Below are 14771 nucleotides of genomic sequence, written 5' to 3' on the forward strand. Positions count from 1 at the left end.
ACCAAACCCACACACGTGTCGACACGATGACCTGGGTGCCGGAGGTTATGCCGCCGGTTGGTCATTGGGATACGTGGAGGCTTAACCCGACTTATCAAGGAACTATCATGTCCCAAGTCAACATGCGCGATATGCTGAAGGCCGGTGTGCACTTCGGTCACCAAACCCGTTACTGGAATCCGAAAATGGGTAAGTACATTTTCGGCGCGCGTAACAAGATCCACATCATCAACCTCGAAAAAACCCTGCCGATGTTCAACGAAGCACTGACCTTCGTAGAGCGCCTGGCCCAGGGCAAGAACAAGATCCTGTTCGTCGGCACCAAGCGTTCCGCCGGCAAGATCGTGGCCGAGGAAGCAGCACGCTGCGGCTCGCCGTACGTCGACCATCGCTGGTTGGGCGGCATGCTGACCAACTTCAAGACCATCCGCGCTTCGATCAAGCGTCTGCGTGACCTGGAAACCCAGGCCGAAGATGGCACGTTCACCAAGCTGACCAAGAAAGAAGCGCTGATGCGCACCCGTGATCTGGAAAAACTGGATCGCAGCCTGGGTGGTATCAAGGACATGGGCGGCCTGCCTGACGCACTGTTCGTCATCGACGTCGACCACGAGCGCATCGCGATCACCGAAGCCAACAAGCTGGGTATCCCGGTCATCGGCGTCGTCGACACCAACAGCAGCCCTGAAGGCGTCGACTACATCATCCCAGGCAACGATGACGCCATTCGCGCCATCCAGCTGTACATGGGTTCGATGGCCGACGCGGTCATCCGTGGTCGCAACCACGTGGCTGGCGGTACTGAAGAATACGTTCAGGACGCACCTGCCGCAGCGGTAGAAGGCTGAGTCTAGACGCCCAGCGTTTACTCGGTACGCAAAAAGGGGGCTAGGCCCCCTTTTTGCCACCTCGAGAACCATTGCCGGCATCGTCATCGCTCCAATTGTAAAGAGCCGCTGGCAAGGTCAAGAATTGAGCGCCCGTTAACGGGTGGAATGGTTAGACACCTATCCAAGAGGAATTTGAAATGGCAGAGATTACTGCAGCGTTGGTCAAAGAACTGCGCGAGCGTACCGGCGAAGGCATGATGGATTGCAAAAAGGCCTTGACCAAGGCCGGCGGCGACATCGAAAAAGCCATCGACGACATGCGTGCTTCCGGCGCCATCAAGGCCGCCAAGAAAGCAGGCAACGTTGCTGCCGAAGGCGCCATCGCCGTCAAGGTTGCTGCCGACAACAAGTCCGCAGTCATCCTGGAAGTCAACTCGCAGACCGACTTCCTGGCTCTGCAGGACGACTTCAAGAACTTCGTCGCCGCCAGCGTGGAAAAGGCTTTCGCCGACCAGCTGACCGACGCCGCTCCGCTGATCGCCGCTCAAGAGCCAGCGCGTGAAGCCCTGGTCGGCAAGGTTGGCGAAAACGTCAACATCCGCCGCCTGGTGCGCGTGGAAGGCGACGTTGTCGATGCCTACCTGCACGGCAACAAGATCGGTGTCATCGTTGCCCTGAACGGCGGCAACGCCGAACTGGCTCGCGACATCGCCATGCACGTTGCAGCCAGCAACCCGGAATTCCTGCTGCCATCGCAAGTTTCGGCCGAGGCCATCGAGCGCGAGAAGGGCGTCTTCATGAGCCTCAACGAAGACAAGATCAAGGGCAAGCCAGCCGAGATCGTCGAGAAGATGGTTGCCGGTCGCATCAGCAAGTTCCTTGCCGAAGCCAGCCTGGTCGAGCAGGCGTTCGTCAAGAACCCTGAAGTCAAGGTCGGTGACCTGGCCAAGAAAGCCGGTGCCGAAATCGTTTCGTTCACCTACTTCAAGGTAGGCGAAGGCATCGAGAAGCCTGTCGACAACTTCGCTGACGAAGTTGCCGCACAAGTGGCCGCTGCCAGCAAGCAATAAGACGGATTCGTCCTGTTGCCCCAAAGAGGCTGCCCGCTTACGCGCGCAGCCTCTTTTTCAAAGTTGGCACCCGGATTTAGCCGCTTACAAGGCGCAGGTCCGGTGGTACTGTCGCAGTGCCGCAAGCTAGAGTTAGGCGCGCCGTACACCGGCCCGTCCAGAATTTATTAAACGCCGCAGGAGAGACACGCAATGGCTCAGCAGGTGAGTGGTCGTCAACCTCGCTATAAACGCATTTTGCTCAAACTTAGCGGCGAGGCCCTGATGGGGTCCGAAGATTTCGGGATCGACCCGAAAGTGCTGGACCGCATGGCCCTCGAAGTGGGCCAGTTGGTAGGCATCGGCGTCCAGGTGGGTCTGGTCATCGGCGGTGGCAATCTGTTCCGCGGTGCCGCCCTGAGCGCAGCCGGCATGGACCGTGTCACCGGCGACCACATGGGCATGCTGGCGACCGTGATGAACGCCCTGGCCATGCGCGATGCGCTGGAACGCTCCAACATCGCCGCCATCGTCATGTCGGCCATCTCGATGGTCGGCGTGACCGATCATTACGATCGCCGCAAGGGTATTCGTCACCTCAATTCCGGCGATGTGGTAATTTTCGCCGCCGGCACCGGCAACCCGTTCTTCACCACCGACTCCGCAGCCTGCCTGCGCGCCATCGAGATCGATGCCGACGTGGTGCTAAAGGCGACCAAGGTCGACGGTGTCTACACGGCCGATCCGTTCAAGGATCCCCATGCTGAGAAATTCGACCGCCTGACGTACGATGAAGTACTGGATCGCAAGCTGGGCGTGATGGACCTGACCGCCATCTGCCTGTGCCGCGATCACAAGATGCCGTTGCGGGTATTCAACATGAACAAGCCTGGCGCTCTGCTGAACATCGTAGTGGGCGGCGCCGAAGGAACTCTGATCGAGGAAGGCGAAGTATGATCAACGAAATCAAGAAAGATGCGCAGGCGCGCATGCAGAAATCCCTGGAGTCGCTGCAGCACGCGTTCGGTCGTATCCGTACCGGCAAGGCGCACCCCAGCATTCTGGAAGGCGTTCAGGTCCCTTACTACGGTGCCGACACCCCTATCAACCAGGTCGCCAGCATCAGCGTGAAAGATTCGCGCACCCTGCAGGTTGTCGCGTTCGAGCGCAACATGCTCGGCGCGGTCGACAAGGCCATCGGTGCCGCCGGTCTCAACCTCAACCCGACCAACCTGGGCGAGCTGCTGCTGATCTCCATGCCTGCGCTGACCGAAGAAACCCGCAAGGGCTTCACCAAGCAGGCGCGTGACGCTGCCGAAGACGCCCGCGTGGCCGTGCGCAACATTCGCCGTGACGCACTGAGCCAGTACAAGGATCTGGTCAAGGAAAAGGAAATCAGCGAAGACGAAGAACGTCGCGCCGCCGATGACATCCAGAAGCTGACCGACAAGTTCGTCGCGGACATCGAAACGGCCGTGAAGCAGAAAGAAGCGGACCTGATGGCCGTTTAAGGAATTAGTCCGTCTCATGGAAAAGACCAAGTTGGCTGTACCTTCCACGGTACCGCGGCATGTTGCGATCATCATGGATGGCAACAATCGCTGGGCCAAGAAACGTTTGCTGCCCGGTGTCGCTGGGCACAAGGCCGGTGTGGATGCTGTGCGCGCGGTCATCGAGGTGTGTGCCGAGGCCAAGGTCGAGGTACTGACCTTGTTCGCCTTTTCCAGCGAGAACTGGCAGCGCCCGGCCGACGAGGTCGGGGCGTTGATGGAGCTGTTCTTCAGTGCACTGCGCCGCGAGGCGCGGCGGCTGAACGACAACCGCATCAGCCTGCGGATCATCGGTGATCGCTCGCGGTTCCACCCCGACCTGCAGGCCGCCATGCGCGAAGCCGAAGCGGCCACCGCCGGTAACGACCGTTTTGTGCTGCAAATCGCCGCCAACTACGGTGGCCAGTGGGACATTGCCCAGGCGGCGCAGCGTCTTGCCCGGGAAGTCCAGGCCGGTCACCTCAAGCCGGAGGAGATCACTCCCGATCTGTTGCAGACCTGCCTGGCCACCGGTGACCTGCCCTTGCCGGATCTGTGCATCCGAACCGGCGGCGAGCATCGCATCAGCAACTTCCTGCTGTGGCAACTGGCCTACGCCGAGCTGTATTTTTCCGACCTGTTCTGGCCGGATTTCAAACACGAGGCCATGCGCACGGCGCTGGCCGATTTCGCTTCGCGCCAGCGCCGGTTCGGTAAAACGAGCGAGCAGGTCGAAGCCGGAGCCCGTGCTTAATGCTTAAACAACGCATCATCACTGCGCTGATTCTCCTGCCGATTGCCCTGTGCGGTTTCTTCCTGCTCGAAGGCGCAGGGTTCGCCCTGTTCATCGGCCTGGTGGTTACCTTGGGCGCGTGGGAGTGGGCGCGGCTGGCCGGGTTCGAAAAACAGTCGGCGCGCATTGCCTTCGCCGCCGTGGTAGCGGGTCTGTTGTTCTTCCTCTACCTGACGCCGGGCCTGGCGCCGTTCGTGCTCGGCGCGGCGGTGCTGTGGTGGTGCCTGGCCACGTTCCTGGTGCTGACCTACCCGCGCACCAGCGAACATTGGGCCAGCCTTGCCTGCAAGCTGCTCATTGGCCTGCTGATCCTGCTGCCGGCCTGGCAAGGGCTGGTGCTGCTCAAGGGCTGGCCGCTGGGCAACTGGCTGATCATGACCGTCATGGTGCTGGTATGGGGTGCCGACATCGGCGCCTACTTCACCGGCAAGGCCCTGGGCAAGCGCAAGCTGGCGCCCCAGGTCAGCCCCGGCAAGAGCTGGGAAGGTTTCTACGGCGGGCTGGTGACCAGCCTGCTGATCACCCTGGCGATCGGCCTGGTGCGCGACTGGGGAATCGGCCAGATGCTCGCGGGCCTGATCGGCGCGGCGATCGTGGTGGCCCTCTCGGTCGTCGGTGACCTGACCGAAAGCATGTTCAAGCGTCGCTCCGGCATCAAGGACAGCAGCAACCTGTTGCCGGGCCATGGCGGTGTGCTCGATCGCATCGACAGTCTGACCGCGGCGGTACCGGTGTTTGCCGTGCTGCTGTGGGCTGCCGGCTGGGGCGTGATGTGAGCGGCGTGCAGCGCATTACCGTGCTGGGCGCGACCGGCTCCATCGGCCTGAGCACGCTCGACGTCATCGCCCGGCATCCGGACCGCTACAGCGCATTTGCCCTGAGCGGCTTCTCGCGCATGGAAGAACTGTTGGCACTGTGCCTTGTGCATCGCCCGGTGTTTGCCGTGGTGCCCAGCCAGGAGCGTGCCACCGCCTTGCAGCAGGCATTGCGCCAGGCCGGCTCGCGCACCGAAGTGCTGGTGGGTGAAGAAGGGCTGTGCCAGGTGGCCGCTGCGCCGGAAGTGGATGCGGTGATGGCGGCCATCGTCGGCGCAGCCGGGCTGCGCCCGACCCTGGCCGCGGTCCATGCCGGCAAGAAAGTGCTGCTCGCCAACAAGGAAGCGCTGGTCATGTCCGGGGCACTGTTCATGCAGGCCGTGCGCGACAGCGGTGCCGTGGTGCTGCCTATCGACAGCGAACACAACGCGATTTTCCAGTGCATGCCCGGTGATTTCGAGCGCGGCCTGGGCAATGTCGGCGTGCGGCGCATATTGCTGACTGCATCGGGTGGTCCGTTTCGGCAGACGCCGCTGGAAGCGTTGGAACAGGTCACGCCGGAGCAGGCGTGCGCTCATCCCAACTGGTCGATGGGACGCAAGATTTCCGTCGACTCGGCCAGCATGATGAACAAGGGCCTGGAGCTGATCGAGGCGTGCTGGCTGTTCGACGCGCGACCCGCGCAGATCGAAGTGGTCGTGCATCCGCAGAGCGTGATCCATTCCCTGGTCGACTATGTCGACGGCTCGGTGCTGGCTCAACTGGGCAACCCCGATATGCGCACGCCGATCGCCCATGCCATGGCCTGGCCGCAGCGTGTCGATTCGGGTGTGGCACCCCTGGACCTGTTTGCCATTGCGCGGCTCGATTTCGAAGCGCCCGATGAACAACGCTTTCCTTGCCTGCGCCTGGCTCGGCAGGCAGCGGAGGCGGGCGACAGCGCCCCGGCCATGCTCAACGCGGCGAACGAAATCGCGGTAGCGGCGTTCCTCGAGCGTCGCATACGCTACCCGCAGATCCCGCGTATGATCGAGGACGTCCTCAATCGGGAACCGGTGGTGGCGCTGGATACGCTCGACACCGTCTTCGCCGCGGATGCTCGCGCGCGGTACCTGGCCCAGCAATGGTTGAACCAGCACGGGTGCTGACCCCTGCATGGCCGTAGTTCGGAGAGAGTTATGAGTGCGCTCTACATGATTATCGGCACCCTGGTGGCATTGGGTGTGCTGGTTACCTTTCACGAGTTCGGCCATTTCTGGGTCGCACGGCGTTGTGGCGTCAAGGTGCTGCGTTTTTCCGTGGGCTTCGGCACGCCTCTGTTGCGCTGGCATGACCGCCAGGGCACGGAGTTCGTGGTAGCGGCAATTCCGCTGGGTGGCTACGTCAAGATGCTCGACGAGCGCGAGGGCGACGTGCCGGCCGATCAGGTCGAGCAGTCGTTCAATCGCAAGAGCGTGCGTCAGCGCATCGCCATCGTCGCCGCCGGGCCTGCGGCCAACTTTCTGCTGGCCCTGGTGTTCTTCTGGCTGCTGGCGATGCTGGGCACCCAGCAGCTCAAGCCAGTGGTCGGTTCGGTCGAGCCGGGCAGCATTGCGGCAACCGCCGGTCTGATGGCAGGTGAGGAAATCGTTGCGGTGGATGGCGAAAGCACCGCCGGTTGGGCTGCGGTGAACCTGCAAATGGTACGGCGCCTGGGCGAAACCGGTGCCTTGCAGTTGACCGTGCGCGAACCTGGCTCCAGCAATGAAGCCACTCGCTCGCTGGCCCTTAACCAGTGGTTGCAAGGTTCCGACGAGCCTGATCCGATTCGCTCGCTGGGCATTCGGCCGTGGCGTCCGGCGCTGGCGCCGATACTCGCCGAGCTGGATCCCAACGGTCCGGCGCAGGCCGCCGGTTTGCGTACCGGGGACCGTCTGCTGGCGCTGGACGGCCAGCCCCTGGGCGATTGGCAGCAGGTCGTGGACCTGGTCCGCGAACGTCCGGACAGCCGAATCGTGCTGCGCGTGGAGCGCGACAACGCGCCACTGGATGTCCCGGTCAACCTGGTTTCCAAAGGTGAAGGCAAGGCCGCCGGGTACCTCGGCGCCGGGGTGAAACCGGTCGAGTGGCCACCGCAGATGCTGCGCGAAGTCAGCTACGGGCCGCTCGATGCCGTGGTCGAGGGCGCCAGGCGTACCTGGACCATGAGCGTGCTGACCCTTGATTCCCTGAAGAAAATGCTGTTCGGCGAGCTCTCGGTAAAAAACTTGAGTGGACCGATAACCATTGCTAAAGTGGCGGGCGCTTCGGCCCAGTCGGGTTTTGGGGATTTCCTGAATTTCCTCGCCTACCTGAGCATAAGCCTCGGAGTTCTCAATTTGCTGCCCATTCCAGTACTGGATGGGGGGCATCTGTTGTTCTACCTGATCGAGTGGGTGCGTGGTCGCCCAGTCTCCGATCGGGTACAGGGTTGGGGAATCCAGATCGGCATCAGTCTGGTGGTTGGGGTCATGCTGCTTGCCCTGATAAACGATCTGGGTCGACTGTAACGCTTCGCTCGTTTGCGAACCTGCCGCTTCTGCGGCAGTTTGTTTATTGCCAGTTGGAATAAGAAAGGACTTCATGAAACGTCTGCTGCTAACTGCGGTTCTTGCCGTACTGATGATCGCTGAAGTTCACGCCGCGTCCTTCACCATCTCCGATATCCGTGTCAACGGGCTGCAGCGGGTTTCCGCCGGCAGCGTGTTTGGCGCGTTGCCGTTGAACGTAGGTGACCAGGCCGACGACGGTCGCCTGGTGGAATCGACCCGTGCACTCTTTAAAACCGGGTTCTTCCAGGATATCCAGCTGGGCCGGGACGGTAACGTCCTGGTGATCACCGTGGTCGAACGACCCTCGGTGGCCAGTATCGACATCGAAGGCAACAAGGCCATCTCCACCGAAGACCTGATGAAGGGCCTCAAGCAGTCCGGCCTGGCCGAAGGCGAGATCTTCCAGCGTGCCACCCTCGAAGGCGTGCGCAACGAGCTGCAGCGGCAGTACGTGGCTCAGGGTCGCTATTCGGCGTCGGTCGATACCGAAGTGGTCACCCAGCCACGCAACCGCGTGGCCCTGAAGATCAACATCAACGAAGGTACGGTTGCGGCCATCCAGCACATCAACGTGGTGGGCAACTCGGTATTCCCCGAAGAAGACCTGACCGACCTGTTTGAACTCAAGACGTCCAACTGGCTGTCGTTCTTCCGCAACGATGACAAGTACGCACGGGAAAAGCTGTCCGGTGACCTGGAGCGTCTGCGTTCCTACTACCTGGACCGCGGCTACATCAACATGGACATCGCCTCCACCCAGGTGTCGATCACCCCGGACAAGAAGCACGTCTACATCACCGTCAACGTCAACGAAGGCGAAAAGTACACGGTTCGCGACGTCAAGCTCAGCGGCGACCTCAAGGTCCCCGAAGATCAGGTCCAGCAACTGATGCTGGTGAAGAAGGGCCAGGTGTTCTCGCGCAAGGTCATGACCTCCACGTCCGAGCTGATCACCCGCCGCCTGGGTAACGACGGCTACACCTTTGCCAACGTCAACGGCGTGCCTCAGCCGCACGACGAGGACCACACGGTCGATATCACCTTCGTGGTCGATCCGGGCAAGCGTGCCTACGTCAACCGCATCAACTTCCGTGGCAACACCAAGTCGGAAGACGAAGTGCTGCGTCGCGAAATGCGCCAGATGGAAGGCGGCTGGGCCTCGACCTACCTGATCGACCAATCCAAGACCCGCCTCGAGCGCCTTGGCTTCTTCAAGGAAGTGAACGTCGAGACGCCGGCCGTACCGGGCACCGACGACCAGGTCGACGTCAACTACGCCGTGGAAGAGCAAGCCTCCGGTTCGATCACCGCCAGCGTCGGCTTCGCCCAGAGCGCGGGCCTGATCCTCGGTGGTTCGATCAGCCAGAACAACTTCCTGGGTACCGGTAACCGTGTGTCCATCGGCCTGACCCGCAGCGAGTACCAGAGCCGCTACAACTTCAGCTACACCGACCCTTACTACACGCCGGACGGCGTCAGCCTGGGCTACAACGCTTTCTACCGCTCCACCGACTACGACGACCTCGACGTCGACGTAGCCAGCTATGCCGTGGACAGTCTGGGTGCCGGTATGAACTTCGGCTACCCGATCAGCGAAACCTCGCGTTTGACCTTCGGCTTGAGCGTGCAGAATGACAAGATCAAGACTGGTAAATACACCGTTGAAGAGATCTTCGATTTCATCGAGAAGGAAGGCGAGAACTTCACCAACTTCAAGGCTTCGGCAGGTTGGTCTTCGTCTACCTTGAACAAGGGCGTGCTGCCAACCCGTGGCGCTTCGCAAAGCTTGACCGGCGAAGTGACCATTCCGGGCAGCGATCTATCGTTCTTCAAGGTCGACTACCGCAACCAGGCATTCGTGCCGATCACTGAAAACTACACCATGCGCTTCCACACCGAGCTGGGTTACGGTGACGGCTATGGCTCTACCGACGGCTTGCCGTTCTACGAGAATTACTACGCCGGTGGCTTCAACTCGGTACGCGGTTTCAAAGACAGTACGCTAGGTCCGCGTAGTACACCGAGCAGAGGCAAGCGTCCAGGCACTCTTGAGGATCCGGATCAAGATCCTTTGGCATTCGGTGGCAACGTGCAGATTACTGGTGGTGCAGAAGTTCTGTTTCCGCTGCCGTTCGTTAAGGACCAGCGCTCGCTGCGGACTTCCTTGTTCGTTGACGTAGGTAACGTGTTCGACACCAACTGTAATGACACGACCACGGAAGCTGGTGAAAAGGTTCGTTGCAACGACATCGACATCGCCAACATGGCCGTCTCCGCCGGCTTGGGCGTGACCTGGATCACCGCCCTGGGCCCACTGAGCTTCAGCCTGGCGATGCCGGTCAAGAAGCCTGACAATGCCGAAACCCAAGTCTTCCAATTCTCTCTGGGCCAGACCTTCTAAGGTCTGTTCCTTGGCAACAACAACGGATTTTGTAGGAGTTTATCGTGCGCAAGTTGACTCAAATGGTTGTTCTGGCAGCGACGCTCGCCGCCTCGTTGGGTGCTGCTCCGGCCTTCGCCGACATGAAAATCGCCGTTCTGAACTATCAGATGGCCTTGCTCGAGTCCGACGCCGCCAAGAAATACGCGGTAGACGCCGAGAAGAAATTCGGCCCGCAGTTGAGCAAGCTGAAAACCCTGGAAAGCAGCGCCAAGAGCATTCAGGACCGTCTGGTTGCCGGTGGCGACAAGATGGCCCAGCCCGAGCGCGAACGTCTGGAGCTTGAATTCAAGCAGAAAGCGCGCGACTTCCAGTTCCAGTCCAAGGAGCTGAACGAAGCCAAGGCCGTTGCCGACCGCGAAATGCTCAAGCAGCTCAAGCCCAAGCTCGACGGCGCCGTTGAAGAAGTCATCAAGAAAGGTGCCTTCGACCTGGTGCTGGAGCGCGGTGCGGTGATTGATGTCAAACCTCAGTTCGACATCACTCGCCAGGTCATCGAGCGCATGAATCAGTCGCGCTGATATGACAGCGACCATGAAGCTCGGCCAGTTGGCCGAGTTCCTGGGGGCCACGGTCAGTGGCGACCCGGAGAAGATCATCACTGGGCTGGCCACCTTGCAGGAGGCCGGCCCAGCTCAGCTGAGCTTTCTAGCCAACCCGCAGTACCGCAAGTTTCTCCCCGACAGCCATGCCGGCGCCGTACTGCTCAAGGCCGCCGATGCCGAAGGTTTTCAGGGCGATGCACTGATCGTTCCCGATCCCTACCTTGCCTATGCGCGCATCTCCCACCTGTTCGATCCCAAGCCCCACGCCAGCGCCGGTGTTCATCCGACGGCCGTCATTGCAGACGACGCCCAGGTCGATGCCGCCGCCAGTGTCGGGCCGTTCGCCGTGATCGAAAGCGGTGCCAGGATCGCTGCCGGGGTGACCGTCGGCGCGCATTGCTTCATCGGTGCGCGCTGCGAGATCGGTGAAGGTGGCTGGTTGGCGCCGCGCGTGACCCTCTATCACGACGTGCGCATCGGCAAGCGCGTGGTCATACAGTCCGGTGCGGTGCTGGGTGGCGAGGGCTTTGGTTTCGCCAACGAGAAGGGCGTCTGGCAGAAGATCGCCCAGATCGGCGGGGTCAGCATCGGTGACGACTGCGAGATCGGCGTGAACACTGCCGTGGACCGCGGCGCGTTGGCCGATACCCTGATCGGCAACGGTGTGAAGCTCGACAATCAGATCCAGATTGCCCACAACGTGCAGATTGGCGACAACACCGCCATGGCCGCCTGTGTCGGCATTTCGGGAAGCAGCAAGATCGGCAAGAATTGCATGCTCGCAGGCGGTGTAGGCCTGGTCGGGCACATCGAGATCTGCGATGGGGTATTCATCACCGGCATGACCATGGTGACCCATTCGATCACCGAACCCGGTGCCTATTCCTCGGGTACGGCGATGCAGCCAGCGGCCGAGTGGCGCAAGAGCGCCGCGCGACTGCGGCAGTTGGACGACATGGCGCGCCGCCTCAAGCAGGTGGAAAAGCGTGTCGAGGCAGTGACCCAAGGCGGTAAAGCGTCATCTGATGGCTGATACCCTTTCCATATCAAGTGTGCCCAGCCGCTAGACTGCCCCTTGATTTGCAATAGGAGTGTCGCGCGTCAGCCGCGCGCTCCCTATCTTTACTACAGGCTTCCCCCCGAAATGATGGACATCAACGAGATTCGCGAATACCTGCCGCACCGCTATCCCTTTCTGCTGGTGGATCGCGTAGTGGAGCTGGACGTCGAAAGCCAGAGCATTCGCGCCTACAAGAATGTCAGCATCAACGAGCCGTTCTTCAATGGTCACTTTCCCGCGCACCCGATCATGCCGGGCGTGTTGATCATCGAAGCCATGGCCCAGGCCGCCGGCATCCTGGGTTTCAAGATGCTCGATGTCAAACCGGCCGACGGTACGCTCTACTACTTCGTGGGTTCGGACAAGCTGCGTTTCCGCCAGCCCGTGCTGCCCGGCGACCAACTGATCCTGGAAGCCAAGTTCATCAGCTGCAAGCGGCAGATCTGGAAGTTCGACTGCAAGGCTTCGGTCGACGGCAAGCCGGTCTGCTCGGCCGAGATCATCTGTGCGGAACGCAAGCTATGAGTTTGATTGACCCTCGCGCCATCATCGACCCGTCCGCCGTTCTGGCAGATGGCGTCGAAGTCGGCCCTTGGTCGATCGTTGGTGCGGGCGTGGAAATCGGCGAGGGCACCGTGATCGGTCCCCATGTCATCCTCAAGGGGCCGACCCGCATCGGCAGGCACAACCGCATCTACCAGTTTTCCTCCATTGGGGAAGACACGCCGGACCTCAAGTACAAGGGCGAAGAAACCCGCCTGGTCATCGGTGACCACAACGTCATCCGTGAAGGTGTGACCATTCACCGTGGCACCGTGCAGGACCGCGCCGAAACCACGCTGGGCGATCACAACCTGATCATGGCGTACGCCCACATCGGGCACGACAGCGTGATCGGCAACCACTGCATCCTGGTCAACAACACGGCACTGGCCGGCCATGTGCACGTGCACGACTGGGCGATCCTTTCCGGCTTTACCCTGGTGCACCAGTATTGCCACATCGGTGCCCACAGCTTTTCAGGCATGGGCACGGCCATCGGCAAGGACGTGCCGGCCTATGTCACGGTGTTCGGCAACCCGGCCGAAGCCCGCAGCATGAATTTCGAAGGCATGCGCCGCCGCGGCTTCAGCGACGACGCCATCCACGCCCTGCGCCGTGCCTACAAGACGGTCTATCGCCGAGGCTTGACCGTCGAGCAGGCATTGCTCGATCTGGCCGAGCCAGCGCGTCTGTACCCCGAGGTCGACGTCTTCCTCAAGTCGATCCAGTCCTCGACCCGCGGCATCACCCGCTGATGTCTCACCCCGCAGCGCTGACCGTGGCATTGGTGGCAGGTGAAGCCAGCGGCGATATCCTGGGTTCGGGGCTGATGCGCGCGCTCAAGGCACGCCATCCGCATATCCAGTTCATCGGCGTCGGTGGTCCGCTGATGGAAGCCCAAGGGCTGGTCAGTCGCTTCCCCATGGAGCGTCTGTCGGTCATGGGCCTGGTCGAGGTGCTGGGTCGCCTGCGCGAACTGCTGGCCCGGCGCAAGCAGCTGGTTGCCGAGCTGATCGCGTGCAAGCCGGACGTGTTCATCGGTATCGACGCTCCTGACTTTACCCTCAACATCGAGCTCAAGCTGCGCCAGGCCGGGATCAAGACCGTGCACTACGTCAGCCCTTCGGTGTGGGCGTGGCGGCAGAAGCGGGTGCTGAAGATTCGCCAGGGCTGCGACCTGATGCTGACGCTACTGCCCTTCGAGGCCAGGTTCTACGAAGAGCAGGGCGTGCCGGTGCGCTTCGTTGGCCATCCCTTGGCCGACACCATTGCGCTGCACGCCGATCGCGGTCAGGCCCGCGCACAGCTGGGCCTGGCGGGTGATTTTCCGGTCGTGGCGCTGATGCCGGGCAGCCGCGGCGGCGAAGTCGGGCGCCTGGGCGAGTTGTTCCTCGACAGCGCCCAGTTGCTGTTGCAGGCGCACCCGCAGATGCGTTTCGTCATTCCCTGCGCCAACCCACAGCGCCGCGCGCAACTGGAGCAGATGCTCGTCGGGCGGACGTTGCCGGTGACCTTGCTCGACGGTGACTCGCACACCGCGCTGGCCGCCTGTGATGCGGTACTCATCGCCTCCGGCACGGCCACCCTCGAAGCCTTGTTGTACAAGCGCCCGATGGTGGTCGCCTACCGGCTGGCGCCCCTGACGTACTGGATTCTCAAGCGCATGGTCAAAAGCCCCTACGTGTCGTTGCCCAACCTGCTGGCCCAGCGCATGCTGGTCCCCGAGCTGCTGCAGGATGAGGCCACGCCCCAGGCCCTGGCCGACCGGCTGCTGCCCCTGCTGGCGAGCGGTGAAGAACAGACCAGCGGCTTCGATGCTATTCACCGCACGCTGCGCCGTGATGCGTCCAACCAGGCGGCCGAGGCCGTGTTGCAACTGATAGGCAGGAACGATGGCTAAGCCTCCACAGACAGGCAGGCAACTGCAGATGGGGCTGGATTTCGATCTGGTCGAAGAGCTGGTTGCCGGTGTCGACGAAGTCGGCCGCGGGCCGCTGTGCGGCGCGGTGGTGACGGCAGCGGTGATTCTCGATCCGCGACGGCCGATCCTCGGGCTCAACGATTCGAAAAAGCTCACCGAAGCGCGTCGTGAACTGCTTTACGAAGAGATCTGCGAGAAAGCCCTGGCCTGGTGCATCGCGCGCGCCGAAGTCGAAGAGATCGACCGCCTGAACATTCTGCACGCAACCATGCTCGCCATGCAGCGGGCGGTGCAGGGCCTGAGCATCACGCCAAGGCTTGCACTGATCGACGGCAATCGCTGCCCGCAGCTGGACGTGCCCAGCGCTCCGGTGATCCAGGGTGATGCCAAGGTCCCGGCGATCGCCGCCGCTTCGATCCTGGCCAAGGTCAGCCGCGACCGGGAAATGTCCGCGTTCGAATTGATCTACCCCGGCTATGGCATGGGCGGGCACAAGGGCTACCCTACACCGGTGCACCTGGAAGCCTTGGCCCGACTGGGCCCGACGCCTATTCACCGGCGATCGTTCGCACCGGTTCGTGCCGCATGGCAGGCGCGTGAAAGCAGCGATCAAGCGCCCGCCTGGGTCTAGCAGGCTGATGTTTTGATCAAGGCCCGGTACAATCCGGGCCTTGTC

General features: G+C 61.8%; 15 protein-coding genes. All 15 read left to right on the top strand.

Annotation, left to right across the window (positions count from 1 at the left end; all coding sequences use genetic code 11):
- The first annotated feature begins 107 nt into the window (after positions 1-107).
- The 15 genes from rpsB (at position 108) to rnhB (ending at position 14726) form a co-directional block, all read left to right on the top strand.
- On the top strand, positions 108-848 hold the full coding sequence (gene rpsB, locus IFT76_RS07910) for a 30S ribosomal protein S2 (RefSeq protein ID WP_049862289.1): 741 nt from the start codon (positions 108-110) through the stop codon (positions 846-848).
- Between the two features lie 179 nt (positions 849-1027).
- Positions 1028-1900 carry a translation elongation factor Ts gene (gene tsf / locus IFT76_RS07915; RefSeq protein WP_122476588.1) on the top strand — a complete coding sequence of 291 codons (873 nt, stop codon included), beginning with the start codon at positions 1028-1030 and terminating at the stop codon, positions 1898-1900.
- A gap of 192 nt (positions 1901-2092) precedes the next feature.
- Complete coding sequence (gene pyrH, locus IFT76_RS07920) at positions 2093-2836, top strand: UMP kinase (RefSeq protein ID WP_049862287.1); 744 nt, start codon at positions 2093-2095, stop codon at positions 2834-2836.
- A complete protein-coding gene (gene frr, locus IFT76_RS07925; protein ID WP_122476572.1) occupies positions 2833-3390 on the top strand; it encodes a ribosome recycling factor in 558 nt (185 codons plus the stop codon). The genes pyrH and frr overlap by 4 nt, the downstream gene beginning before the upstream one ends.
- 16 nt (positions 3391-3406) lie before the next feature.
- A complete protein-coding gene (gene uppS, locus IFT76_RS07930; protein ID WP_122476571.1) occupies positions 3407-4162 on the top strand; it encodes a polyprenyl diphosphate synthase in 756 nt (251 codons plus the stop codon).
- On the top strand, positions 4162-4977 hold the full coding sequence (locus IFT76_RS07935; protein WP_192052794.1) for a phosphatidate cytidylyltransferase: 816 nt from the start codon (positions 4162-4164) through the stop codon (positions 4975-4977). The genes uppS and IFT76_RS07935 overlap by 1 nt, the downstream gene beginning before the upstream one ends.
- A complete protein-coding gene (gene ispC, locus IFT76_RS07940) occupies positions 4974-6164 on the top strand; it encodes a 1-deoxy-D-xylulose-5-phosphate reductoisomerase (protein WP_192057850.1) in 1191 nt (396 codons plus the stop codon). The genes IFT76_RS07935 and ispC overlap by 4 nt, the downstream gene beginning before the upstream one ends.
- Positions 6165-6194: 30 nt before the next feature.
- The gene (rseP, locus tag IFT76_RS07945) at positions 6195-7544 is read left to right on the top strand and encodes a sigma E protease regulator RseP (protein WP_122476566.1); all 1350 of its coding nucleotides are present in this window, start codon (positions 6195-6197) and stop codon (positions 7542-7544) included.
- A gap of 73 nt (positions 7545-7617) precedes the next feature.
- Positions 7618-9987 carry an outer membrane protein assembly factor BamA gene (bamA, locus tag IFT76_RS07950; protein ID WP_192057851.1) on the top strand — a complete coding sequence of 790 codons (2370 nt, stop codon included), beginning with the start codon at positions 7618-7620 and terminating at the stop codon, positions 9985-9987.
- Positions 9988-10031: 44 nt separating this feature from the next.
- Complete coding sequence (locus IFT76_RS07955; protein WP_043185097.1) at positions 10032-10547, top strand: OmpH family outer membrane protein; 516 nt, start codon at positions 10032-10034, stop codon at positions 10545-10547.
- A 1-nt stretch (position 10548) separates the two neighbouring features.
- The gene (gene lpxD, locus IFT76_RS07960) at positions 10549-11604 is read left to right on the top strand and encodes a UDP-3-O-(3-hydroxymyristoyl)glucosamine N-acyltransferase (protein ID WP_192057852.1); all 1056 of its coding nucleotides are present in this window, start codon (positions 10549-10551) and stop codon (positions 11602-11604) included.
- Between the two features lie 111 nt (positions 11605-11715).
- Positions 11716-12156: a 3-hydroxyacyl-ACP dehydratase FabZ gene (fabZ, locus tag IFT76_RS07965; RefSeq protein WP_043185101.1), complete on the top strand. Its 441-nt coding sequence runs from the start codon at positions 11716-11718 to the stop codon at positions 12154-12156.
- Positions 12153-12929 (top strand): acyl-ACP--UDP-N-acetylglucosamine O-acyltransferase, encoded by a 777-nt coding sequence (lpxA, locus tag IFT76_RS07970; RefSeq protein ID WP_122476561.1) that lies wholly within the window; start codon positions 12153-12155, stop codon positions 12927-12929. Before fabZ ends, lpxA begins: the two co-directional genes overlap by 4 nt.
- The gene (gene lpxB, locus IFT76_RS07975) at positions 12929-14074 is read left to right on the top strand and encodes a lipid-A-disaccharide synthase (protein WP_185794265.1); all 1146 of its coding nucleotides are present in this window, start codon (positions 12929-12931) and stop codon (positions 14072-14074) included. Before lpxA ends, lpxB begins: the two co-directional genes overlap by 1 nt.
- 22 nt (positions 14075-14096) lie before the next feature.
- Complete coding sequence (gene rnhB / locus IFT76_RS07980) at positions 14097-14726, top strand: ribonuclease HII (protein ID WP_163007437.1); 630 nt, start codon at positions 14097-14099, stop codon at positions 14724-14726.
- Positions 14727-14771 lie beyond the last annotated feature (45 nt).

The sequence above is a fragment of the Pseudomonas sp. CFBP 13727 genome (genome assembly GCF_014841915.1).
Taxonomy (GTDB): domain Bacteria; phylum Pseudomonadota; class Gammaproteobacteria; order Pseudomonadales; family Pseudomonadaceae; genus Aquipseudomonas; species Aquipseudomonas baltica.

Excerpts from the sequence above, each read along its gene's own strand:
- rpsB (WP_049862289.1), top strand. The coding sequence starts at position 108 with ATGTCCCAAGTCAACATGCGCGATATGCTGAAGGCCGGTGTGCACTTC.
- tsf (WP_122476588.1), top strand. The coding sequence starts at position 1,028 with ATGGCAGAGATTACTGCAGCGTTGGTCAAAGAACTGCGCGAGCGTACC.
- pyrH (WP_049862287.1), top strand. The coding sequence starts at position 2,093 with ATGGCTCAGCAGGTGAGTGGTCGTCAACCTCGCTATAAACGCATTTTG.
- frr (WP_122476572.1), top strand. The coding sequence starts at position 2,833 with ATGATCAACGAAATCAAGAAAGATGCGCAGGCGCGCATGCAGAAATCC.
- uppS (WP_122476571.1), top strand. The coding sequence starts at position 3,407 with ATGGAAAAGACCAAGTTGGCTGTACCTTCCACGGTACCGCGGCATGTT.
- IFT76_RS07935 (WP_192052794.1), top strand. The coding sequence starts at position 4,162 with ATGCTTAAACAACGCATCATCACTGCGCTGATTCTCCTGCCGATTGCC.
- rseP (WP_122476566.1), top strand. The coding sequence starts at position 6,195 with ATGAGTGCGCTCTACATGATTATCGGCACCCTGGTGGCATTGGGTGTG.
- bamA (WP_192057851.1), top strand. The coding sequence starts at position 7,618 with ATGAAACGTCTGCTGCTAACTGCGGTTCTTGCCGTACTGATGATCGCT.
- lpxD (WP_192057852.1), top strand. The coding sequence starts at position 10,549 with ATGACAGCGACCATGAAGCTCGGCCAGTTGGCCGAGTTCCTGGGGGCC.
- fabZ (WP_043185101.1), top strand. The coding sequence starts at position 11,716 with ATGATGGACATCAACGAGATTCGCGAATACCTGCCGCACCGCTATCCC.
- lpxA (WP_122476561.1), top strand. The coding sequence starts at position 12,153 with ATGAGTTTGATTGACCCTCGCGCCATCATCGACCCGTCCGCCGTTCTG.
- lpxB (WP_185794265.1), top strand. The coding sequence starts at position 12,929 with ATGTCTCACCCCGCAGCGCTGACCGTGGCATTGGTGGCAGGTGAAGCC.